Source organism: Plantibacter sp. VKM Ac-2885 (genome assembly GCF_015351205.1).
GTDB classification, from domain to species: Bacteria; Actinomycetota; Actinomycetes; order Actinomycetales; family Microbacteriaceae; genus Plantibacter; species Plantibacter auratus.
This window is the reverse complement of sequence record NZ_JADKSK010000002.1, coordinates 471,137-490,045: the sequence shown is the minus strand read 5'-3', so window position 1 is coordinate 490,045 and position 18,909 is coordinate 471,137. Positions and strand designations below refer to the sequence as shown.

Here is an 18,909-nt window from a genome sequence, read left to right as displayed (position 1 = left end):
CCGCCGGGTAGACTCGTCTACCGTGTCCAGACTTCTCGTTACCGGCGGCGCCGGATTCATCGGCTCGAACTTCGTCCACTACGTCCTGAACAACACCGATCACTCGGTGACCGTCCTCGACAAGATGACCTACGCGGGCAACCGCGCCTCACTCGACGGCCTCCCGGCCGATCGTTTCGAGCTCGTCGTCGGCGACATCCAGGACGCGACGCTCGTCGACGAGCTCTTCGCCCGTCACGACGCCGTCGTGCACTACGCGGCGGAGTCGCACAACGACAACTCCCTCCACGACCCGCGCCCGTTCCTCGACACGAACATCATCGGCACGTACACGCTGCTCGAGGCGGCTCGCAAGCACGGCACGCGGTTCCACCACATCTCGACCGACGAGGTCTACGGCGACCTCGAGCTCGACGACCCGGAGCGCTTCACCGAGCAGACGCCGTACAACCCGTCGAGCCCGTACTCCTCCACGAAGGCCGGCAGCGACCTCCTCGTCCGCGCGTGGGTGCGGTCCTTCGGCGTCAAGGCGACGATCTCGAACTGCTCCAACAACTACGGTCCGTACCAGCACGTGGAGAAGTTCATCCCGCGCCAGATCACGAACGTACTCGGCGGCGAGCGCCCGAAGCTGTATGGCACGGGCGAGAACGTGCGCGACTGGATCCACGCGAACGACCACTCGTCCGCCGTCCTCACGATCCTCGACAAGGGGGTCATCGGCGAGACGTACCTCATCGGTGCCGATGGCGAGAAGAACAACAAGGACGTCGTCGAGCTCATCCTCACCCAGCTCGGTCAGCCGGCGGACGCCTACGACCACGTGAACGACCGTCCCGGCCATGACCTCCGCTACGCGATCGACTCGTCGAAGCTGCGCACGGAGCTCGGCTGGACCCCGGCGTTCAGCGACTTCGAGGCCGGCCTCGCCGACACGATCGCCTGGTACCGCGACAACGAGTCGTGGTGGAAGCCGCAGAAGGCCGCCACCGAGGCGAAGTACCAGGAGCAGGGTCAGTAACCCTCAGACACCGTCACGAAGGCCCGCCCGGCATCAGCCGGGCGGGCCTTCGTCGTTCCGTGCCCGGCGCCTTGAGCCTCAAGACCCGGCCCCTGAGCTCCCACCACCGACCCCTCTCAGCCCCATCACCGGCCCCGAGCCCCCGCCCCAGTCCCTGAGCCTGTCGAAGGGCGGCGCACCCCGTGGGCACTTCGACAAGCTCAGTGACCGAAGGAAGTACCCCGCACCACGAGGACCCCATCCCCAACCCCGGACGCCCACCACCGGTCCCTGAGCCCCAACTCCGGTCCCTGAGCCTGTCGAAGGGCGGCGTACCTCGTAGACACTTCGACAAGCTCAGTGACCGAAGGAAGTACGCCGCACCACACGAGAACCCCATCCGCAGTCTCGGACACCCACCCCGGTCCCTGAGCCTGTCGAAGGGCACCCGTCCCCGGGGTGAAACACGACTGCCCCGCCCGGAGTCGGGCGAGGCAGTCGAAGCGTTCGGGTTGCGCGGCGTCAGTCGACGTTCGCGTAGAGCCATTCGAGCGGGTCGACCCAGGTGACGCCGTCGAGTCGGATCTCGAAGTGGAGGTGCGGGCCCGTGGACATGCCCGTGCTGCCGGTGAGGCCGAGGATGGTGCCGACCTTGATCGCCTGCCCCTCGACGACGCGGACCGAGCCGTGCTGCATGTGCGCGTAGACGCTCGAGACGAGGCGGCCGTTGATGGTGTGGTCGACGATGACGTTGACGCCGAGCGAGCCTTCACCGTCTTCGACGTGGCGGACGACGCCGTCGGCGATGACCTGGATGGGCGCGCCGTTGCCGGGGTTGAAGTCCTGGCCGTGGTGGTCGCTGGAGCACCCGGCGCAGTCGCGGGCACCGAAGCGGTCGCCGATGGTGACCCCGACCGCGAATGGCCACTGGATGGTCCCGTTCGGGTTGTTGGTGAAGGTGTTCGCCGGGCGGATACCCATCGCGGCGGCGGCTTCCTCGACGGTGCTCGTCGTGTAGTCGTCGCGGGTGAAGGTCAGCTCTGCCGAACCCTCGCTGTCGAGCGACTGCGAGGCCTGGTTGCTCAGCCCGTTGCCGTCGCCGAGCTCGGCCTGCGAGGCCTCGGCCACCGAGGTCGCGACGTCTTCAGCGGTGAGCAGCGCGTTGGCGGGCACCGAGGTGGCCACGGCCATGAGGGCGACGAAGCCCATCGCGGCACCCGCGAAGATCTTGGTGGTGATGCGACGCTTGCGCGCGATCGTCGTCGGGCGGGGCGACGCCGGTGCGGCAGCCGGGCGGGACGATGCGCGGGGCTTCGAGGCCGGCTTCGGTGCAGCGGCTCGGCGCGCACGGGGGGCGTCGACCGTGGACGCGTCGACCGCCACGGTGATGGACTCGGTGGCCGGAGTGGTGTCGGAAGCCACGGCCGGTTCGGTGATGAGCGGCTCTGCCTCGACCGGCGCGATGTCGGCGACGTCGGTGGTGTGCACGGCGTCGATCGCCTCGGCGATCATCTGGTCGACCGGGTCGATGGCCGCGGCCGTCTCCTCCTGGTCGGTGCTGGCCTCGTGCGTCGGGTCCTGCAGCACGGACTCCTGGTGCTCCAGTGCGGCCGCCGCCTGACGCTCACGTTCGCGGAGTTCACGGCGGCTGAGCGGCGGCGTCTGCGGGGATGCAGCGTCGTGCTCGACAGACGTGTTCTGCGGGTCCTGAGGGTCGGGAAGCACAGGGGTGTCCTCAGGGCTGGCATGGCGTGACAAGGGGGCGGGGGCCTTTCAATGGGGCTGGCAGGAAGGTCTCGACGTCCATCCGCGCGGGGGAACGCGAAGGTAACGAATGCATAAATGCTAGCAACGGGAGGCTGAAAAAGCCATGGCAGTGCTCGGTTTTATCCGATAAAGTCCTGGTCAGAGGCCATATGAGAGTTCTCTTATGAACGAGTCGCCGCCGGAGCGTTACCGCGAGCCGCGGCAGCGCGCACGGAGTTTCACCCGATCGGCGTCGCGAAGCCCTGCTCGACAAGGAGCCGTTCGAGGACCGCGAGCAGCGGCGCATCGGCGGCCATGATGAGCTGTGTGGTGGCCGGAGCACCGTCGAAGCCGGCGACCGTCGCGCCCGCCTCGGCGGCGATGAGCGCGCCTGCGACCTGGTCCCACGGCTTCAGGCCGCTCTCGTAGTAGGCGTCGAGACGGCCGGACGCGACGCTGCAGAGGTCGAGTGCAGCGGAGCCGATCCGACGGACGTCGCGGAAGGTCCCGAGGAGGGCGCCGAGCACGGCAGCCTGTTCCATGCGCCGCGAGGCGGTGTAGGAGAAACCGGTGCCGAGGAGAGCCACGTTCGGGGCCACGCCTCGGTTGACCTCGAGGGCGCGGCCGTTCAGTCGTGCTCCCCCGCCGCGGGAGGCGGTGTAGTGCTCGCCCAGGACCGGGTTCACCACGGCTCCGGCGAGGGCGGTCCAGGTGGCCGGGTCCGGTTCGCCTTCGACGACGCCGATGCTGACGGCGTACGCCGGGATGTCGTAGAGGTAGTTGACGGTGCCGTCGATGGGGTCGACGACCCAGGTCAGGCCGGAGGTCCCCGTCGCGCCGCCCTCCGCACCGGTCTCCTCGCCGAGGAATCCGTCGTCCGGTCGTGCTGCCATGAGGCGTTCGCGGATGAACTGCTCGGACTCGCGGTCGGCTCGGGTCACGACGTCCTCGACCGACGACTTGCTCGCGGCGATCTCGACGCCCTCACGGCGTCGGCGCAGGATCAGCTCGCCGGCCTCTGCGGCGATGTCGGTGGCGATCTGGAGGAGTTCTTCGTGTCCGCTCACCCCACCACCCTATGGCGACCCCTGCCGCCCTTCGACATGTCGACGGGCTCAGTGCGGTGCAGCTCAGGAACCGAAGCGAACCCGGGCACACCTCCTCCGCAAACCGACCCGGCGCGACCCGAGCACCCTTCGACAAGCTCAGGGACCGAAGCGTTCCAGGCACACCTCTCCCCGCTCACCGAGGCAGCGCAACCCGAGTGCCCTTCGACAAGCTCAGGGACCGGTGTCTCCCGGGCACGCCTCCCCCGGTCACTGAGCCTGTCGAAGTGCCCACAAGGAACCCTCACCGTTCCGGGCACACCTCTCCCGGTCACTGAGGCAGCGCACCCCGAGTGCCCTTCGACAAGCTCAGGGACCGGTGCCTCCCGGGCACACCCCTCCCGGTCACTGAGCCTGTCGAAGTGCGCACGAGGAACCCTCATCTTTCCGGGCACACCTCTTCCGGTCACTGAGCCTGTCGAAGTGCGCACGAGGATGCCTCATCGTTCCGGGCACACCTGTCCCGGTCACTGAGCCTGTCGAAGTGCCCACGAGAAACCCTTCGACAGGCTCTGGGACCGGCGGAGGTCAGAACGGCGCGGGGTCCGGTTCCGTCCGATACTGCTTCCCGTCGGGTGTCGTCCACTCGAGGACCCCGCCGGGTCCGTGGTCGAGGTTCCACCCGGGCAGGTGCTTCATCCGGTGGTGATGTCGACACAAGCAGGCGAGGTTCCCGACATCCGTTGTCCCGCCGTCGTCCCACGCGACCGAATGGTCGAGATCGCAGGCCCTGGCGCGCCTCCCGCACCCAGGTGCCCGACAGGTGCCGTCCCGCAAGCGGACCGCGCGTTGCAGGTCGGCCGGGACCCGGTACTGATTCCGCCCGACCGAGAGCACCGCGCCGGTCTCGGGTTGGACGAGGACGCGGGAGAAGCTTGGGGCGTTCACCGCGATACGTGCCGCGGTCTCCGGGTCGATGAGGCCGTAGCCGTCGAGGGTGGCCGGAGCGTCGCTGACACCGGCCATGCTCAGCGCCGGGACGGTGATCTGAACGGTCGGTTTGATGTGCTCCTGGACCTCGATCGGGTGCGGGAGCACCGGGCTCGACATCACGTCGTCGGGAGTGACACCGGTCAGGGCGAGCGCCGCGAGGGCATCGGCCTGCAGCTGAGCGCACGTCCGGGTGTCGCCGACCTGACGCGACTCGGCGGAGGCCGCCTCGATGCGCTCGATGATGCCCTGCGCGATGGGCGCCGTGGTGAAGAGATGCACCCAAGCCATGCCATCGGCCGCGGGCTCGAACTCGACCCGACGGTCGGCCTCGGAGCGGGCCGCTCGGGTAGTGATGGACTCGGGGTGGAGGCGCTCGCGGAGCACTCGGGCGCGCCTGCGGAGGTTCGCGTTGGTGGACTCTTCCGCGACCGCCAGGACTTCAGCGAGGAACGCCGACCGCCCAGCGGTCGGCACGTCACTGAGTTGATCGATGATCGTCTGCGCGTGCCGCGCTGAGATGCGGCCCGCCTCGAGCGAGGCGAGAACTGCTGGGGCTTCGTTGACGAGGCGCTCGGCGTCGTTCGTCGCCCGCTGCATGGTCCGCTCAGGCGTGCGCGTCGCCATCGCAAGCGCTGCGCAGGTCGACCGGCGCGAGAGCGCCAGGCGCCCGGCCGGCGGGAAGATCGCCGGGACCGTGACGTCTGCGAAGGCATCGGCGTAGGCCGCAGAGCGAGCGAGCAGCCGAGCCTCCTCGGCGTCCAGAGCAGCACGCCGACGCTGGATATCCGCGAAGGCATCCGAGAACTCCGCGAGCTGCGCGGCGCACTCGTCGCCAGCTCGAACTGCGGAGGCGGTGGTCTCGGTCATGGAACAAGTCCACCATGGACCACTGACGTTCCAGATGCTGAGTCGAGCCGGTTGTGGAAGTTGCTCGTGTGCCCTTCGACAAGCTCAGGGACCGGTGAAGGTCGGCCGGATTGGCGTTGTTTTCCGTGTGCCCTTCGACAAGTTCAGGGACCGGAAGAGGCATGCCGGATTCGCGGGGTTCTCCGTGTACCCTTCGACAAGCTCAGGGACCGGAGAGGGTTGCTCAGGGACCGGAGAGGGTTGCTCAGGGACCGGAGAGGGTTACTCAGGGACCGGAGAGGGTTACTCAGGGACCGGAGAGGGTTACTCAGGGACCGGAGAGGGTTACTCAGGGACCGGCGGAGGCGAGGCGGATTGGCGGGGTTCTTCGCGGGTCCTTCGACGCTTCGACCGGCTCAGTGCGGCGCAGCGCAGGGAGCGGATGGGTGCACGACCGTCCGAGCAGCACGACGAAAAATCGCCCCATCCGGAGGATGAGGCGATTTGTCCGTGGCGAGTGAGGGATTCGAACCCCCGAAGGCTGAGCCGTCTGATTTACAGTCAGATCCCTTTGGCCGCTAGGGTAACTCGCCAAGCGCGCCCGACCGACTTTCGAACAGCCAACCGAAAGCGCTTGACCAATATAGCCGTCAGACCGCCGGACGCGAAATCAGCATCGGCATCCGTCACCGGGCCGCTCAGCGCTTGTCGGACGGCGCGGCTTCGGCGTACTCGTTCGCCGCGGCGGCGACCCGCCGAAGGTACTCGGGTGACGAGTTGTACGCCCGGATCCCGGTCAGCCAACCATCCTCCGTCCGCATGTCGTAGTCACTCGCCCGGCAGAGGTAGTTCGCGGCCGCCATGGCCGCGTCGTCGAGGTTCTGCGGGTCGAGCACGCCGTCACCACTCGCGTCGGTCCCCCAGTTCTCCCACGACTGCGGAATGAACTGGAACGGCCCGACGGCACGGTCGTGGACGGGATCACCGTCGATGACCCCCTGGTCGGTGTCGGTGATCTCCTCGGTCTCGCCACCCTTCAGCGGCACACCGAAGATCGGCGGCGTCACGACGCCGTCCTCGCCGAGCTTCGAGCCGTCGTGGCGACCGTGGTCGCTCTCGGCGAACCCGACGGCCGCGATCGTCGTCCAGCCGATGCCGCACTCCGGCGTCAGCTCGGCCTTGCGGATGGCGGCACCGGCATAGGAACGCAGGGCGCGCTCGGGGATGCCACTCGCCTCGGCGACTTCGGTGATCCACTGGGGATCGGCGAGGTCGACGTTCGCGACGCCGCCGTCGGGGGCGTCGCTCTTCGGCGGGAGCTCGACGGGAACCGCATACGGGACGGGGTCCGGCTCGGGAGCGCAACCGCTCAACACGAGCACACCGATCACCAGGGTCGCTCCGGCGAGCGCCCCTCGTCGTCCGACGATGGTCCGCTGGTCCTGCTTCACCGGGCTGCGCATCGCACCCACCCAACCACACCTGCCTGAGCGACACCGGCGCTACCATGGTCCACATGGCAGATTCATCGTTTGACGTCGTGAGCAAGGTCGACAAGATGGAGGCGGACAACGCCCTCAACCAGGCGCACAAGGAGGTCGAGCAGCGGTACGACTTCAAGAACGTCGGTGCCTCGATCGCCTGGAGCGGCGAGAAGATCCTCATGAAGGCGAACACCGAGGAGCGCGTGAAGGCGATCCTCGACGTCTTCGAGTCGAAGCTCATCAAGCGCGGCATCTCGCTCAAGAGCCTCGAGGTCGGCGACCCGTTCGCGAGCGGCAAGGAGTACCGGATCGAGGCGACCCTCAAGGAGGGCATCAGCCAGGAGATCGCGAAGAAGGCCAACAAGCTCATCCGCGACGAGGGCCCGAAGTCGGTCAAGTCGCAGATCCAGGGCGACGAGCTCCGTGTCTCGTCGAAGAGCCGTGACGATCTCCAGGCCACCATGGCGCTGCTCAAGGGCGCCGACCTCGACATCGACCTTCAGTTCGTCAACTACCGCTAGCTGGTCGGACGCGGTCGATCACCTCGATCGCGTCATGATCGACCTCCGCACCACTCTCTTCACCGGAGCACCCGATCCAGCGTGCTCCCGTTCGGCACAGTGCCGGACGAACCGTACCCGCACGAGCGGGCTCGATGGTTGGAGTGGAGCAGTGGATCACCACAGACCCGCGGACGGGTCGCATCTCGAACTCTTCCGGACCTCGCGCGCCGGCCAGGAGGTCGGTGTCCCGTGCTGGTGCACGATCGGCGCGAATCACAGCTACGCCGACTGGCTCGCCGCCGGGCGACCGGATCCGCGACGTCCGATGGGCTCGCGACGTCACCTCCCGCCCGCTGAACGCTAGCGGTCGGCGGTCGGCGGCTTCGTGAGGTAGCCACGTCCCCACGCGACGATCTGCTCGAACGCGCGCTGTCGGACGGGCTCCTCGGACAGGAAGACGTCGTGCAGCGCGCCGTCGAGGCGCACGATCGTGACGGTCTCGCCGAGGTCGAGTGCGCGTTCCGCGACCGCGTCGACGTCGAGCGCCGTGTCACTCCGCATCATCGCCTCGTTCCACCGCGGCAGCAGGACGCTCCGCGCCGACAACAGCGTGAGTGCCGGCACACGCAGCTGCAGGCCCGCGTCGACGAGCCGATGCCCTCGCAGGATCGCGTTCAACCACCCCGGATGCAATGGGAAGCCGTGGAGCGGACGCCAGGCGAAGTCGTAGTCCCATGCCCCGTCCATCGTGCTCGACACGGAGCGGGTGTAGAACCCGAGGTCGACGACGGGGAGCTGCGCACGCGGGTCGATCCGCGATCCGGCTTGGACGAGCGGGGCGATCGCGAGCCGCCCGAGCTGCCTCGCCTGGAATTCGAGCCACGGACTGTTCAGCACGAGACCGGCGACGCGATCCTGGTTCCGGGCCGTCCAGAGACTCAGGGTGAGCCCGCCGGTCGAGTGACCGAGGAGGACGAGTCGGCGGCGGGTCCGACGCCCGGCAGCGTGGTCCTCGGGGCCGTGCCCCATCACCGCGAGCGCGGCCTCGATGTCCTCGTCGTAGGTGCGGAGGTCGTCGACGTATCCCGGCGTCTGGTGCGGACGGAGACTCCGGCCGTACTTGCGCAGGTCGAGCGCGTAGAACCGCGCACCGAGCCTGGCCCAGAATCGAGCCAGATGACGTTGGAAGAAGTAGTCGGACCAGCCGTGGACGTACAGGACGTCGATGCCGTCCGCGACGTCGGGCAGCAGGAACTCACCGAGCTGCTCGAGGGGCGGCATGCGGTAGCGGACAAGGGTCGCGACGACGTCGCCCTCGTCATCCGGTTCGAGGGCCAGCGTGCGCTGCTGGAAACCCTCGCCGAGGATGTCGGCGGTCCACCCGCGAGATCCGGCCATACGGCCACGTTACCGTGACGGGTGATCGAGGGCCGGATGGTCGGGCTCATGCGCCGACCATCCGGCCTCCGACTACTGCTGGTACGGGTTGTGCTGCTGCGGTGCCTGCGGCTGCTGTCCGTAGGGCTGCTGCGGCTGACCGTGCTGCTGCGGCCCCTGCTGCTCGTGCTGACCCTGCAGGAACTGCTGACCGTGCTGCTGACCACTGTGCTGCTCGTGCGGGGCGTCGGCGAGTCCCTCGGGAGCGACGAACCGCGTCACGAGCACGGCGCCGATCGTGAGGAAGCCCGCGAGGGTGACCCCGTAGAGGATCGGCGAGAGGAAGCCCTGATTGACGAAGAACGCCGGCGTGCCGTACTGCTCGACGACGCCGCGCACGATGGTGACGATGAGCACGATGAGCAGCATGACGCCCGTGCCGACGGCCGCGGCGATGCCCACCGACTGGATCAGGTCGCGGGCGGTGCGGACCCGCGTGAGCGGACGGACCATGATGAGGATGAGAGCCGCTCCCGCACCCCAGAGGGCGATGTTCACGAGATTCGCGCCAAAGCTCAACAGGACGTCGCCGACGGGGTAGTACTCCGAGATGCTGAAGAAGGACCCGATGAGGCTCACCAGTGCGACGGCCGCGGCGATACCCGCTGCGATCCCGACCGACACGAGCGCGAGACGCGTCTCGCGTGCACGGGGGTTCGGCGCCTTCTGCTGAGGCTGCGCGTACTGCTGCGGCTGACCGTACTGCCCCTGCTGCGGCTGTCCGTACTGGCCCTGGGGGGCTCCGTACTGACCGGTCTGCTGCGGCTGGCCGTACTGCCCCGTGTCCTGACCGTACTGGCCGGTGTGCTGCGGCTGGCCCGGCTGCTGCGGCTGGCCGTACTGGCCCTGCTGCGGCTGACCCCACTGGCCCGCCTGCTCACCGGTCTGCGGCTGGCCCCACTGGCCACCCTGCTGCGGAGCCGGGGTCTGCTGACCCGTCTGGTCCCACTGCTGCTGCACGGGGTCCGGGTGCATCTCGCCGTAGCGCGGCTGCTGCTGTTGCTGCTGCTGGCCGTCGGCGACGAATGCCGGCGGCTCGGACGGCGGTACGGACGTCGGCTGCTCCGACGGGACGTTCTGGGGCGCGTTGGGGTCGGTCATCCGTCCAGCATAGTGACCGGCGCCCCTCGGAACCGGGTTCCGACGAGCGGCTTGACGCGGGGCGATCGGCGGGATCGCGGGCGCGGCTCAGGCGGACGGTGTCCCGGTGCCCGACGACTGCGCCCGCGAGATCGCCACCATCTCCTCACGCGGCACGACCTTGATGCGGGCACGACCCTGTGGTTCACCGAGCGCGATCTCGTGCTGGTCGAGGAGGTGCCAGCCCTCGAGGTCCGTGTAGGCGACGCCACGCGACTCGAGCAGCGCGACGACGGCCTCCTCCTCGGGTTCGGCCGGCGCCCACCAGTCCGCCTGGTCGTTGATGACGTGGCTGATGGTCTCCATCGCGTCCGACTTCGTGTGGCCGATCAGGCCGACCGGACCACGCTTGATCCACCCGGTCGCGTAGACGCCCGGGACGCGCTCGTTGCTCTCGGGGTGGAGGACCTTGCCCTCGTGGTTGGGGATGACGCCGTGCCGCGAGTCGAAGGGCACGCCGGGCAGCGGGCTTCCGAAGTACCCCACCGCGCGATAGAGCGCCTGGATCGGGACCTCGCGGATCTTACCCGTGCCCTCGACCCCGCCCTGTCCGTCTGGTCTCGTCCGCTCGTACCGGAAGGCGGCGACCTTGCCGGAACCGTCGTCGACGACTTCGAGCGGCTTCGCGTAGAAGTGCAGGTGCAGGCGGCGCGAGGCCTGACCGGTCTCGCGCTTGCGCCACTGTTGCAGGACGCGGTCGATGACCATGACCTGCTTGTTGCTCGCCACCGCCGCCTTCGACGCCTCGTCGTAGTCGAAGTCCTCGTCGGCCAGGATCATGTCGACGTCGTTGAGTTCCCCGAGTTCGCGGAGCTCCAGCGGCGTGAACTTCACCTGCGCGGGTCCACGACGCCCGAAGACGTGCACGTCGGTCACGGGCGACTGCTGCAGCCCCTCGTGGACGTTGGCAGGGATCTCGGTCGGGAGCAGGTCCTCCGGGTGCTTCGCGAGCATCCGAGCGACGTCGAGCGCCACGTTGCCGTTGCCGATCACGGCGATCGACTCCGCCTCGAGCGGCCAGGTGCGTGGGACGTCGGGGTGTCCGTCGAACCAGCTCACGAACTCGGCGGCACCGTACGACCCGTCGAGGTCGATGCCCGGGATGTCGAGCGGGGCGTCGTCGACGGCACCCGTGGAGAAGATCACGGCGTTGTAGTGGTGCTTGAGGTCGTCGAGCGTGATGTCGACGCCGAAGCGGACGTTGCCGAAAATCCGGATGTCGCCTCGGTCGAGGACGTCGCGGAGCGCGTTGATGATCCCCTTGATACGCGGGTGGTCGGGCGCGACGCCGTAACGGACCAGACCGTACGGGGCCGGAAGCTGCTCGAAGAGGTCGATGGAGACGTCGAACTTCCGTTCCGCCTTCAGGAGGATGTCCGCCGCGTAGATGCCTGCGGGTCCTGCGCCGACGATGGCCAGCCTGAGCTTGGTCACGGTGGTTCCTTTCGTGTCCCCGTGCGGGGTTCCGGGTGCGGCCGGTGAAGCGCTCCGGCCGTCATGCATGCGCGTCTGGGATGCCGTGCCGCCCCGGTGGAGCGGCGCCGTCATCAACTCCTTCGGTCGACGATCGCCTTCGCGAAGTGCACGAGCGCCTTCTTGACCGAGCCGTCGGGCAGCGGTGCGAGTGCCGCGATCGCTTCGTCGGCCCACTGCCGGGCCTCGGCGAAGGTCCGTGCGGTCACGGCGTGGTCGCGCAGGGTGGCGACGAGCGCAGCGAACCGGGCGGGGTCGTGGTCCGTCTCCGTGACCTCGGCGTCGAGCCGGGCGACGAGCGCTGCCGCCTCGGGGTCAGCGACGGCCTCGCGGCGCAGGTAGAGCATGGGGAGGGTGACGACGCCGGCCCGCAGGTCGGTGCCGGGGACCTTGCCGGTCTCCTCGGGCTGCGGCGACAGGTCGATGACGTCGTCGATGAGCTGGAAGGCGATGCCGACCTTCTCGCCGAACTCGACGACCGCGCTCTCGTACGCCTCGGGGGCGTTGGAGAAGATGACGCCGCTCCGGGCCGCAGCGGCGATGAGCGACCCGGTCTTGTCGGCGAGGACCTGGATGTAGTGCTCGACCTCGTCCTGGCCCTCGCGAGGACCGGTGGTCTCGTGCAGCTGCCCCAGCACGAGGCGCTCGAACGTGGCGGCCTGGATCCGGATCGCCCGCTCGCCGAGGTCGGCCATGATCTGGCTGGCACGGGCGAACAGGAGGTCGCCGGTGAGGATGGCGGTGTTGTTGCCGAACACCTGGTGGGCGCTGGGCACGCCGCGACGCTTGTCGGCGTCGTCCATGACGTCGTCGTGGTACAGCGAGCCGAGGTGGGTGATCTCGATCGCCTCGGCCGCCCGCAGGACGTTGTCGGTGATGCCGTCGCCGAGCTGGGCGATGAGCATGGTGAGCAGCGGGCGGACCCGCTTGCCGCCGGCCTCGAGCAGATAGCGCGCGGTGACGTCGACGAGGTCGTCGGTGAACCCGAGCTGCTCTTCCAGACCGATCTCGAGGCGGGCCACGCCGTCGTCGATGGTCTTGGCGAGCTTGCGGTCTGCACCGGTCGCGAACATGCGTTCGGCAAGCCCGGCCTGGCTGGCCAGGTTGCTGACACGGCGGGTCGCGCTGGGATTCACAGCTCTAGCCTAGCCGGGGCAGCCCGTCACCTGTGCCGGAGGACCGGAATCCACGGGCGCGATCAGGTGATTGGCAGCTGTGGTCGGACCACACGACCCGATTCAGCGGAGTCGCACGCCCTCAGCGTCGTAGAACGCCAGATGCGGGAACTCGTGCGCGAGGTCGAGCAGCATCGAGTATCCGTCGGTGTTGAGCGGCGGCCAGGTCCAGGCGTCGACGCCCTGGGCGGTCGGCAGCGCGGCGCGGAAGAGGCCGGCTTCGACGCCGGTCCCGAGGTGTTTCGGCGGCACGACGACGAGGGCGATCCTGGCCGACGGCCCGGACGCCACGAACTGGAGCCGTGCACCGGTCGCGTCGTCTCGCACGATGAACTCGCGGGTACCCGGGGTGTCCGGCGGGATCTCGGTGGTGTCGTAGCGCTCGTACGGCTTCGCGAACGCCGACTTCGCCCGCCTGGCGTTCAGGAGGATGACGACGAGCACGAGACCGACGATCGCGACGCCCCAGATCCACGGGCCGCCTGGCAGGGTGTCCAACATCCCACCAGTATGCCCGGCCCGCCTGGACGACCCCGGGAGATGCGCCCTTCGACAAGCTCAGGGACCGGAGGGAGGCTCAGGGACCGGAGGGAGGCTCAGGGACCGGAGTGAGGCTCAGGGACCGGAGGTCAGGCGAGACCGCCGTCGACGGAGCGGCCGTACTCGATCGGCTCGTCGGGCACGAGGACCTCGGTGTCGCGGTTGAGGCTCTCCCCGCGGAAGAAGGGCCGCGAGGACTTCCGGCTGTACCAGAGCAGCATGAGCACGAAACCGAAGGCCAGCGAACCGACGCCGATGACGAACGTGCCGCCGACGCCGAAGAGGACCGTGTAGCCGTAGTCGACGTCGAACATGTCGATGCAGCTCTGCACGAAGGCGAAGGTGAGCATGAGCGCCCCGAGGAGCGGGAAGAGGCCCTTGAAGAAGAAGTCCTGCGCGGAGCGGAAGAGCACCTTCCGGAAGTACCAGACGCACGCGTACCCGGTGATGCCGTAGTAGAAGGCGATCGCGAGTCCGAGGGAGAGGATCGAGTCCGCCAGGATGTTCTCGCTCACGAGCGTCATGCCGACGTAGTAGACGATCGCGACGATGCCCATGACGAGCGTCGAGAAGGACGGCGTCTTGAAGGTCGGGTGGACGGTCGCGAACCGTTTCGGCAGCGCCTTGTAGGCAGCCATCGCGAGCGTGCCGCGCGCCGTCGGGAGGATCGTCGTCTGCGTCGACGACACCGCCGAGATGAGCACGGCGACGACCAGGATCCACGCCCACGGTCCGAGCACGAGGTCCTTCAGCGCCAGGAAGATGTCGTTCGCGTTGTCCTCGTTGGCGAGGCCGGTGCCCGTGGTCCCGAGTCCGGCGTAGACCATGGCGGCGACCGTGACGGTGACGTAGGTGACCAGCAGGATTACCGTGGAGATGACCGCCGCGCGGCCCGGGATCTTCTGCGGGTCCTTCGTCTCCTCGTTCAGGGCGAGGCAGGTGTCCCAACCCCAGTAGATGAAGAGTGCGAGCAGCACCGCCTCGATGAAGCCGTGGTAATCGGTGAACGCGAACGGGTTGAACCAGTCGAGCGAGATCGGCGTCGCGTCGGGCGCGGTGCCGTTCGACGCTCCGATGAAGGCGAACACGGCGAACAGCACGAGTGCGAGGTACTGGACCGCGAGGAGGATGTTCTGGATCCGCTCCCCCAGCTCGATGCCGCGGTACGACACCCACGTCATGAGGGCGATGAACACGACACCGGTCGCGGTGACGAGCGGGACGTTCGAGGCGAGGGAGCCGTCACCGATGAGCAACCACAGGTACTGCCCCGCGATCTGTGCGAGGTTCGCGAGCACCACGATGCCGGCGAGCGCGACGCCCCACCCGCCGATCCAGCCGGTGACCGGGCCGAAGGCCTTCGTCGCCCAGGTGAAGGTCGTGCCGCAGTCCGGTACGTCGCGGTTCAGCTCGCGGTAGGCGAACGCGATGAACAGCATCGGGATGAAGGCGACGATGAAGGCGATCGGCGCCTGGGCACCGACGGCGAGCACGACGAACCCGAGCGTCGCGACGAGCGAGTACACCGGCGCGGTCGACGCCAAGCCGATGATCACGGAGCCGAAGAGGCCGAGGGTGCCGGTGGCGAGACCCTTGCCGCCGGTGGGTGATGCCGGCTGGGACCCGCGGGCCGTGTCCTGTGCTGTCATGACGGAACGGTAGGGCCGGGCGCACCCGTGTGTCAATGCTCCCGTTCGGGACCGGGCTACGGAATCAGTCGCGCCGACTCGCGGGAAGTGACGGGATCAACAGGTTCCACCCCTCGAGAATGCCGAGACGAACCCCGACGGTGACGAGACTCAGGCCGGCTTGAGTCCGCGGTGCAGGGCGACGATCCCGCCGGTGAGGTTGCGATAGGCGACGTGCTCGTAGCCCGCTTCACGCAGCCAGGCGGCCAGCTCCGGCTGGCTCGGCCAGGCGCGGATCGAGTCGTTGAGGTAGGTGTACGCCTCGGCGTTCGACGATGCGACGCCGGCGACGAGCGGCATCACGCGCTCGAGGTAGAGGTTGTAGGCGGCGCGCATCGGGGCGAGGGTCGGCGTGGAGAATTCGCAGATGACGATCCGGCCGCCGGGCTTCGTGACCCGGAGCATCTCGGCGAGGGCGTCCTTCGGGCGGACGACGTTGCGGAGGCCGAAGGAGATCGTCGTCGCGTCGAACTCCTCGTCGGCGAAGGGGAGGTCGGTCGCGTCGGCCTCGACGAACTGGATGTCGGAGCGGTCGGCGTACTTGTCGCGACCCACGGCGATCATGCCGGGCGAGAAGTCGGCAGCCACGACCTGTGCACCGTTGCGTGCCAGCGCCGCGGAGGACGTTCCCGTGCCGGCCGCGAGGTCGAGGATGCGCTCACCGGCGGCCGGACCGACCGCACGAGTGGTCGCGATGCGCCACAGGGCGTCGTTCCCGACGGAGAGGACCGCGTTCATGCGGTCGTACTTCGTCGAGACGTCGTCGAACATGGCCGAGACCTGCTCGGGCTGCTTGGAGAGGTCGGCGCGGTTCACCCGTCCATCCTACGTCCGCGCCGCTGGGAGCCGGCCGTCCGAGCACGGCTCCCAGGCTCGCGCTCAGTAGTCGATGCGTCCGTGCCGGTTGTGGAACTCCCCGGTGGGACCGTCCGGACCGAGCAGGGCGAGCGCGACGGTCGCGTCCGTCCCCTCGGTCACCGTCTGATGGCCACCGTGTCCGTTGAAGTCGGTCGCGGTGTAGCCCGGGTCGCTCACGTTCACCCGGAACCCGGGCAGGTTCTTCGCGTACTGCACGGTGAGTGTGATGACGGCCGCCTTCGACGCGGCGTACGGGATCGTCGGTACCGCGAACTCGTCGGCCTCCTCGGAGGTGAGGAAGCGGGGCCATCCCACTCCCGAGGCGACGTTCACGATGACGGGTCGGGACGATCGGCGCAGGAGGGGCAACGCGGCCTGGGTGACGCGGACGACACCGACGACGTTCGTGTCGAGGACGTCCTGCATCGACTCCGGGGTGAGGTCGTCCACGCCGAAGGACGTGCCGAGCACGCCGGCGTTGTTGACGAGCACGTCGAGCTCCGGGAGCGCTGCGAGCGCCGCGTCGACGCTCGCCTGGTCGGTGACGTCGAGCTGGACGGGGTGGGCGCCGAGCGCGGCGACGGCATCGCCGCGGCCCAGGTCGCGCATGCCGGCGTAGACGGTGTGGCCGGCGTCGATCAGTCGGCGTGCGGTTTCGAGTCCGAGGCTCTTGTTGGCCCCGGTGATGAGTGTGGTGGTCATGGGTCCATGCTCCGCCCGGCATGGTCGGTCCGCCGGGCCCCGGTCGACAGGGGGACCGGCAGTACCAGGATGCGGACCGACACCGGGGGCACAATGGCCGGATGGACGAATTCGCCGGTGTGCTCCGGGCCTGGCGCGAACGGGTCTCCCCTGCCGAGGTCGGTCTCCCCGCCGGCCCAGGAAGACGGACGGCCGGCCTGCGCCGCGAGGAGCTCTCGGCCCTCGCCGGCATCAGCGTGGACTACATCGTCAGGCTCGAGCAGGGCCGCGCCCGGAATCCCTCGCCGCAACTGCTGCGGGCCCTCGCAGTCGCACTGCGACTGACGGATCAGGAGCGCGACCACCTCTACCGGGTCGCCGGAGCCGCGCCACCACCGCCCGGGGTCGTCCCGCGGCACATCGGTCCGGGAGTGCAGCGCATCGTCGACCGGCTCGGCGACGTGCCGCTGGCGGTCTTCTCCGCCGCTCACGACATCCTGCTCTGGAACCCGCTGTGGGCCGCGGTGAACGGCGATCCCTCCACCCTCGTCGGTGACGATCGCAACCTGGTGTGGCGGCACTTCACCGCGGGGCACGACGGCACGGACTTCGACGAGCAGCACGAGGAGGAGTTCGCGAGCGACCTCGCCGCAGACCTCCGGGCGGCGGTCGGGCGCTACCCGCGGGACGACGAGCTCGCACGACTCGTCGCCCGGCTGCGATCGGTGTCACCCGAGTTCGAACGGCGCTGGGCGGAGGCCAGGGTCGCGGAGCACCGGGCGAGCCGGAAGACGGTCACGCGGACGCCGGTCGGACCGATCACCGTCGACTGCGACGTCCTGTCCACGCCGGGCGGCGACCTGCGCATCGTCGTGTACACGGCGGCACCGGGCACCGAGGACGCGGCGAAACTCGCACTGCTCGGGGTCACCGGGTTGCAGACGATCGGCACGTCCGGCCGGTGAACGGCCCGCCGACGAGGCGGTGACCGACCCTCCACCCGTCGGGCTGCGGCGGGGAGGGACCCCTCCTGCGCGGGCGTAGGGTTGAACGGTGACCATTCCCCTGACCTCGTCACTGGTCGCCCAGACCGTCGCCATCGACGACCCGCGCCAGCTCCTCCCGTTCGCCGACCAGACCTCGCCGCTCCTCTGGGTGCGGAAGGGACACGGGCTGGTCGGACTTGGTGAGGCGCTCCGCCTGGAGTTCTCGGGCCCCGACCGGTTCACGCGTGCCGCGGCGGCCTGGCGGGACGTCTGCGCCGCAGCAGTGGTGACGGACGAGGTACGACGGCCCGGGACCGGCCTGGTCGCGTTCGGCACGTTCGCCTTCGACGACGAGTCCTCCGCGACGAGCGTCCTCATCGTGCCGCGCACGATCATCGGCCGGTACCCCGACGCGAGCTTCATCACGCGGGTCTCCCTCGGCGACGGCGCGGAGGACGTCGATCCCGTGACCACGGCCTACGGGCCCGAGTACCGTATCCAGCTGACCCCCGGTGTGCAGAGCCGCGACGGCTACCTCGACTCGGCCGAGCGCGCCATCGCCCGCATCCAGGCCGGCGGCCTGAGCAAGGTCGTGCTCGCACGCGACCTGGCCGGGCACCTCCCCGCGGAAGCGGACCGCCGCCGAGTGCTCCACGACCTCGCCCTCGGCTACCCCGACTGCTGGACCTACGCGGTCGACGGCTTCATCGGCTCGAGCCCGGAGACGCTCGTCCGAGTGGATCGGGGTGCCGTCTCGGCGCGCGTCCTCGCCGGCACGATCTCGCGCGGTCCCGACGCCGAGAGCGACCACGACCAGGCCGTCGCACTCATGACGAGCGCGAAGGACCAGGGTGAGCACCAGTTCGCCGTGCAGTCGGTGCTGACCGCGCTGCAGGCACACAGCCCCCAGTTGCGCCGCAGCGAGGTCCCCTTCACCCTCAAGTTGCCGAACCTCTGGCACCTCGCGACCGACATCGACGGACGACTCTCGGACGGCTCGTCCTCGCTCGACCTCATGGACGGTCTGCACCCGACCGCCGCCGTCGCCGGAACCCCGACGCACGACGCCGTCGCCCTCATCCGCGAGCTGGAACCGTTCGACCGCGGTCGCTACGCCGGTCCGGTCGGGTGGGTGGACGCCTCGGGTGACGGCGAGTGGGCGGTGGCCCTCCGGTGTGCGCAGATCGCGCCGGACGGTGACATCACGGCCTACGCCGGCTGCGGCATCGTCGCCGACTCGGACGCCGCGACGGAGCTCATCGAGACGAAGATGAAGTTCCGTCCGATCGTGGAAGCCTTCGGCTGAGCCGAGG

The 18,909-nt window shown here is 69.1% G+C and carries 16 protein-coding genes and 1 tRNA gene; 4 read left to right on the top strand and 13 right to left on the bottom strand.

All coding sequences use genetic code 11. From position 1 onward, the window contains the following. The first annotated feature begins 22 nt into the window (after positions 1-22). Complete coding sequence (gene rfbB / locus ITJ66_RS14895; protein WP_071258697.1) at positions 23-1,021, top strand: dTDP-glucose 4,6-dehydratase; 999 nt, start codon at positions 23-25, stop codon at positions 1,019-1,021. Between the two features lie 501 nt (positions 1,022-1,522). Here rfbB and ITJ66_RS20210 read toward each other — a convergent pair. The 5 genes from ITJ66_RS20210 to ITJ66_RS14870 all read right to left on the bottom strand — a co-directional run bounded on the left by ITJ66_RS20210 (position 1,523) and on the right by ITJ66_RS14870 (position 7,094). Next, positions 1,523-2,725, bottom strand: a complete 1,203-nt coding sequence (locus ITJ66_RS20210; protein WP_194645112.1) for a M23 family metallopeptidase — start codon at positions 2,723-2,725, stop codon at positions 1,523-1,525. A gap of 260 nt (positions 2,726-2,985) precedes the next feature. After that, positions 2,986-3,813, bottom strand: a complete 828-nt coding sequence (locus ITJ66_RS14885) for an inositol monophosphatase family protein (RefSeq protein WP_194645111.1) — start codon at positions 3,811-3,813, stop codon at positions 2,986-2,988. A gap of 567 nt (positions 3,814-4,380) precedes the next feature. Next, complete coding sequence (locus ITJ66_RS14880) at positions 4,381-5,652, bottom strand: HNH endonuclease signature motif containing protein (RefSeq protein ID WP_194645110.1); 1,272 nt, start codon at positions 5,650-5,652, stop codon at positions 4,381-4,383. Positions 5,653-6,142: 490 nt separating this feature from the next. Further along, positions 6,143-6,224, bottom strand: a tRNA-Tyr gene (locus ITJ66_RS14875). Positions 6,225-6,329: 105 nt separating this feature from the next. Next, positions 6,330-7,094, bottom strand: a complete 765-nt coding sequence (locus ITJ66_RS14870; RefSeq protein ID WP_192019034.1) for a lytic transglycosylase domain-containing protein — start codon at positions 7,092-7,094, stop codon at positions 6,330-6,332. A 53-nt stretch (positions 7,095-7,147) separates the two neighbouring features. Here ITJ66_RS14870 and ITJ66_RS14865 point away from each other — a divergent pair, with 53 nt between their 5' ends. Then, positions 7,148-7,636, top strand: a complete 489-nt coding sequence (locus tag ITJ66_RS14865; RefSeq protein WP_056014685.1) for a YajQ family cyclic di-GMP-binding protein — start codon at positions 7,148-7,150, stop codon at positions 7,634-7,636. A gap of 342 nt (positions 7,637-7,978) precedes the next feature. Here ITJ66_RS14865 and ITJ66_RS14860 read toward each other — a convergent pair whose 3' ends face one another. The 8 genes from ITJ66_RS14860 to ITJ66_RS14825 all read right to left on the bottom strand — a co-directional run bounded on the left by ITJ66_RS14860 (position 7,979) and on the right by ITJ66_RS14825 (position 16,631). Further along, the gene (locus tag ITJ66_RS14860) at positions 7,979-9,016 is read right to left on the bottom strand and encodes an alpha/beta hydrolase (RefSeq protein ID WP_192019033.1); all 1,038 of its coding nucleotides are present in this window, start codon (positions 9,014-9,016) and stop codon (positions 7,979-7,981) included. A 72-nt stretch (positions 9,017-9,088) separates the two neighbouring features. After that, the gene (locus tag ITJ66_RS19840) at positions 9,089-10,156 is read right to left on the bottom strand and encodes a hypothetical protein (protein WP_192019032.1); all 1,068 of its coding nucleotides are present in this window, start codon (positions 10,154-10,156) and stop codon (positions 9,089-9,091) included. Positions 10,157-10,243: 87 nt separating this feature from the next. Next, positions 10,244-11,629, bottom strand: a complete 1,386-nt coding sequence (locus ITJ66_RS14850) for an FAD-dependent oxidoreductase (RefSeq protein ID WP_194645109.1) — start codon at positions 11,627-11,629, stop codon at positions 10,244-10,246. A 113-nt stretch (positions 11,630-11,742) separates the two neighbouring features. Then, positions 11,743-12,804, bottom strand: a complete 1,062-nt coding sequence (locus tag ITJ66_RS14845; RefSeq protein ID WP_240773800.1) for a polyprenyl synthetase family protein — start codon at positions 12,802-12,804, stop codon at positions 11,743-11,745. A gap of 102 nt (positions 12,805-12,906) precedes the next feature. Beyond that, the gene (locus ITJ66_RS14840; protein WP_079706662.1) at positions 12,907-13,344 is read right to left on the bottom strand and encodes a hypothetical protein; all 438 of its coding nucleotides are present in this window, start codon (positions 13,342-13,344) and stop codon (positions 12,907-12,909) included. A gap of 128 nt (positions 13,345-13,472) precedes the next feature. Next, on the bottom strand, positions 13,473-15,032 hold the full coding sequence (locus ITJ66_RS14835) for an APC family permease (RefSeq protein WP_085514037.1): 1,560 nt from the start codon (positions 15,030-15,032) through the stop codon (positions 13,473-13,475). Positions 15,033-15,182: 150 nt separating this feature from the next. Next, entirely contained in the window at positions 15,183-15,887 is a 705-nt protein-coding gene (locus tag ITJ66_RS14830) for a demethylmenaquinone methyltransferase (RefSeq protein WP_124767387.1), read from the bottom strand. A gap of 63 nt (positions 15,888-15,950) precedes the next feature. Further along, positions 15,951-16,631, bottom strand: a complete 681-nt coding sequence (locus ITJ66_RS14825) for an SDR family NAD(P)-dependent oxidoreductase (protein ID WP_079706659.1) — start codon at positions 16,629-16,631, stop codon at positions 15,951-15,953. Positions 16,632-16,732: 101 nt separating this feature from the next. On the opposite strand from ITJ66_RS14825, the gene ITJ66_RS14820 reads away from it, so the two are divergent. After that, positions 16,733-17,575, top strand: a complete 843-nt coding sequence (locus ITJ66_RS14820) for a helix-turn-helix domain-containing protein (RefSeq protein ID WP_194645108.1) — start codon at positions 16,733-16,735, stop codon at positions 17,573-17,575. A gap of 88 nt (positions 17,576-17,663) precedes the next feature. Beyond that, entirely contained in the window at positions 17,664-18,902 is a 1,239-nt protein-coding gene (locus ITJ66_RS14815) for an isochorismate synthase MenF (RefSeq protein WP_370582671.1), read from the top strand. Positions 18,903-18,909: the final 7 nt, after the last annotated feature.

What these genes read in the sequence shown, in the direction of transcription:
- ITJ66_RS14880 (WP_194645110.1), bottom strand. Translation starts at nt 5,652, where the DNA reads ATGACCGAGACCACCGCCTCCGCAGTTCGAGCTGGCGACGAGTGCGCC.
- ITJ66_RS14870 (WP_192019034.1), bottom strand. Translation starts at nt 7,094, where the DNA reads ATGCGCAGCCCGGTGAAGCAGGACCAGCGGACCATCGTCGGACGACGA.
- ITJ66_RS14865 (WP_056014685.1), top strand. Translation starts at nt 7,148, where the DNA reads ATGGCAGATTCATCGTTTGACGTCGTGAGCAAGGTCGACAAGATGGAG.
- ITJ66_RS14860 (WP_192019033.1), bottom strand. Translation starts at nt 9,016, where the DNA reads ATGGCCGGATCTCGCGGGTGGACCGCCGACATCCTCGGCGAGGGTTTC.
- ITJ66_RS19840 (WP_192019032.1), bottom strand. Translation starts at nt 10,156, where the DNA reads ATGACCGACCCCAACGCGCCCCAGAACGTCCCGTCGGAGCAGCCGACG.
- ITJ66_RS14840 (WP_079706662.1), bottom strand. Translation starts at nt 13,344, where the DNA reads ATGTTGGACACCCTGCCAGGCGGCCCGTGGATCTGGGGCGTCGCGATC.
- ITJ66_RS14835 (WP_085514037.1), bottom strand. Translation starts at nt 15,032, where the DNA reads ATGACAGCACAGGACACGGCCCGCGGGTCCCAGCCGGCATCACCCACC.
- ITJ66_RS14825 (WP_079706659.1), bottom strand. Translation starts at nt 16,631, where the DNA reads ATGACCACCACACTCATCACCGGGGCCAACAAGAGCCTCGGACTCGAA.
- ITJ66_RS14820 (WP_194645108.1), top strand. Translation starts at nt 16,733, where the DNA reads ATGGACGAATTCGCCGGTGTGCTCCGGGCCTGGCGCGAACGGGTCTCC.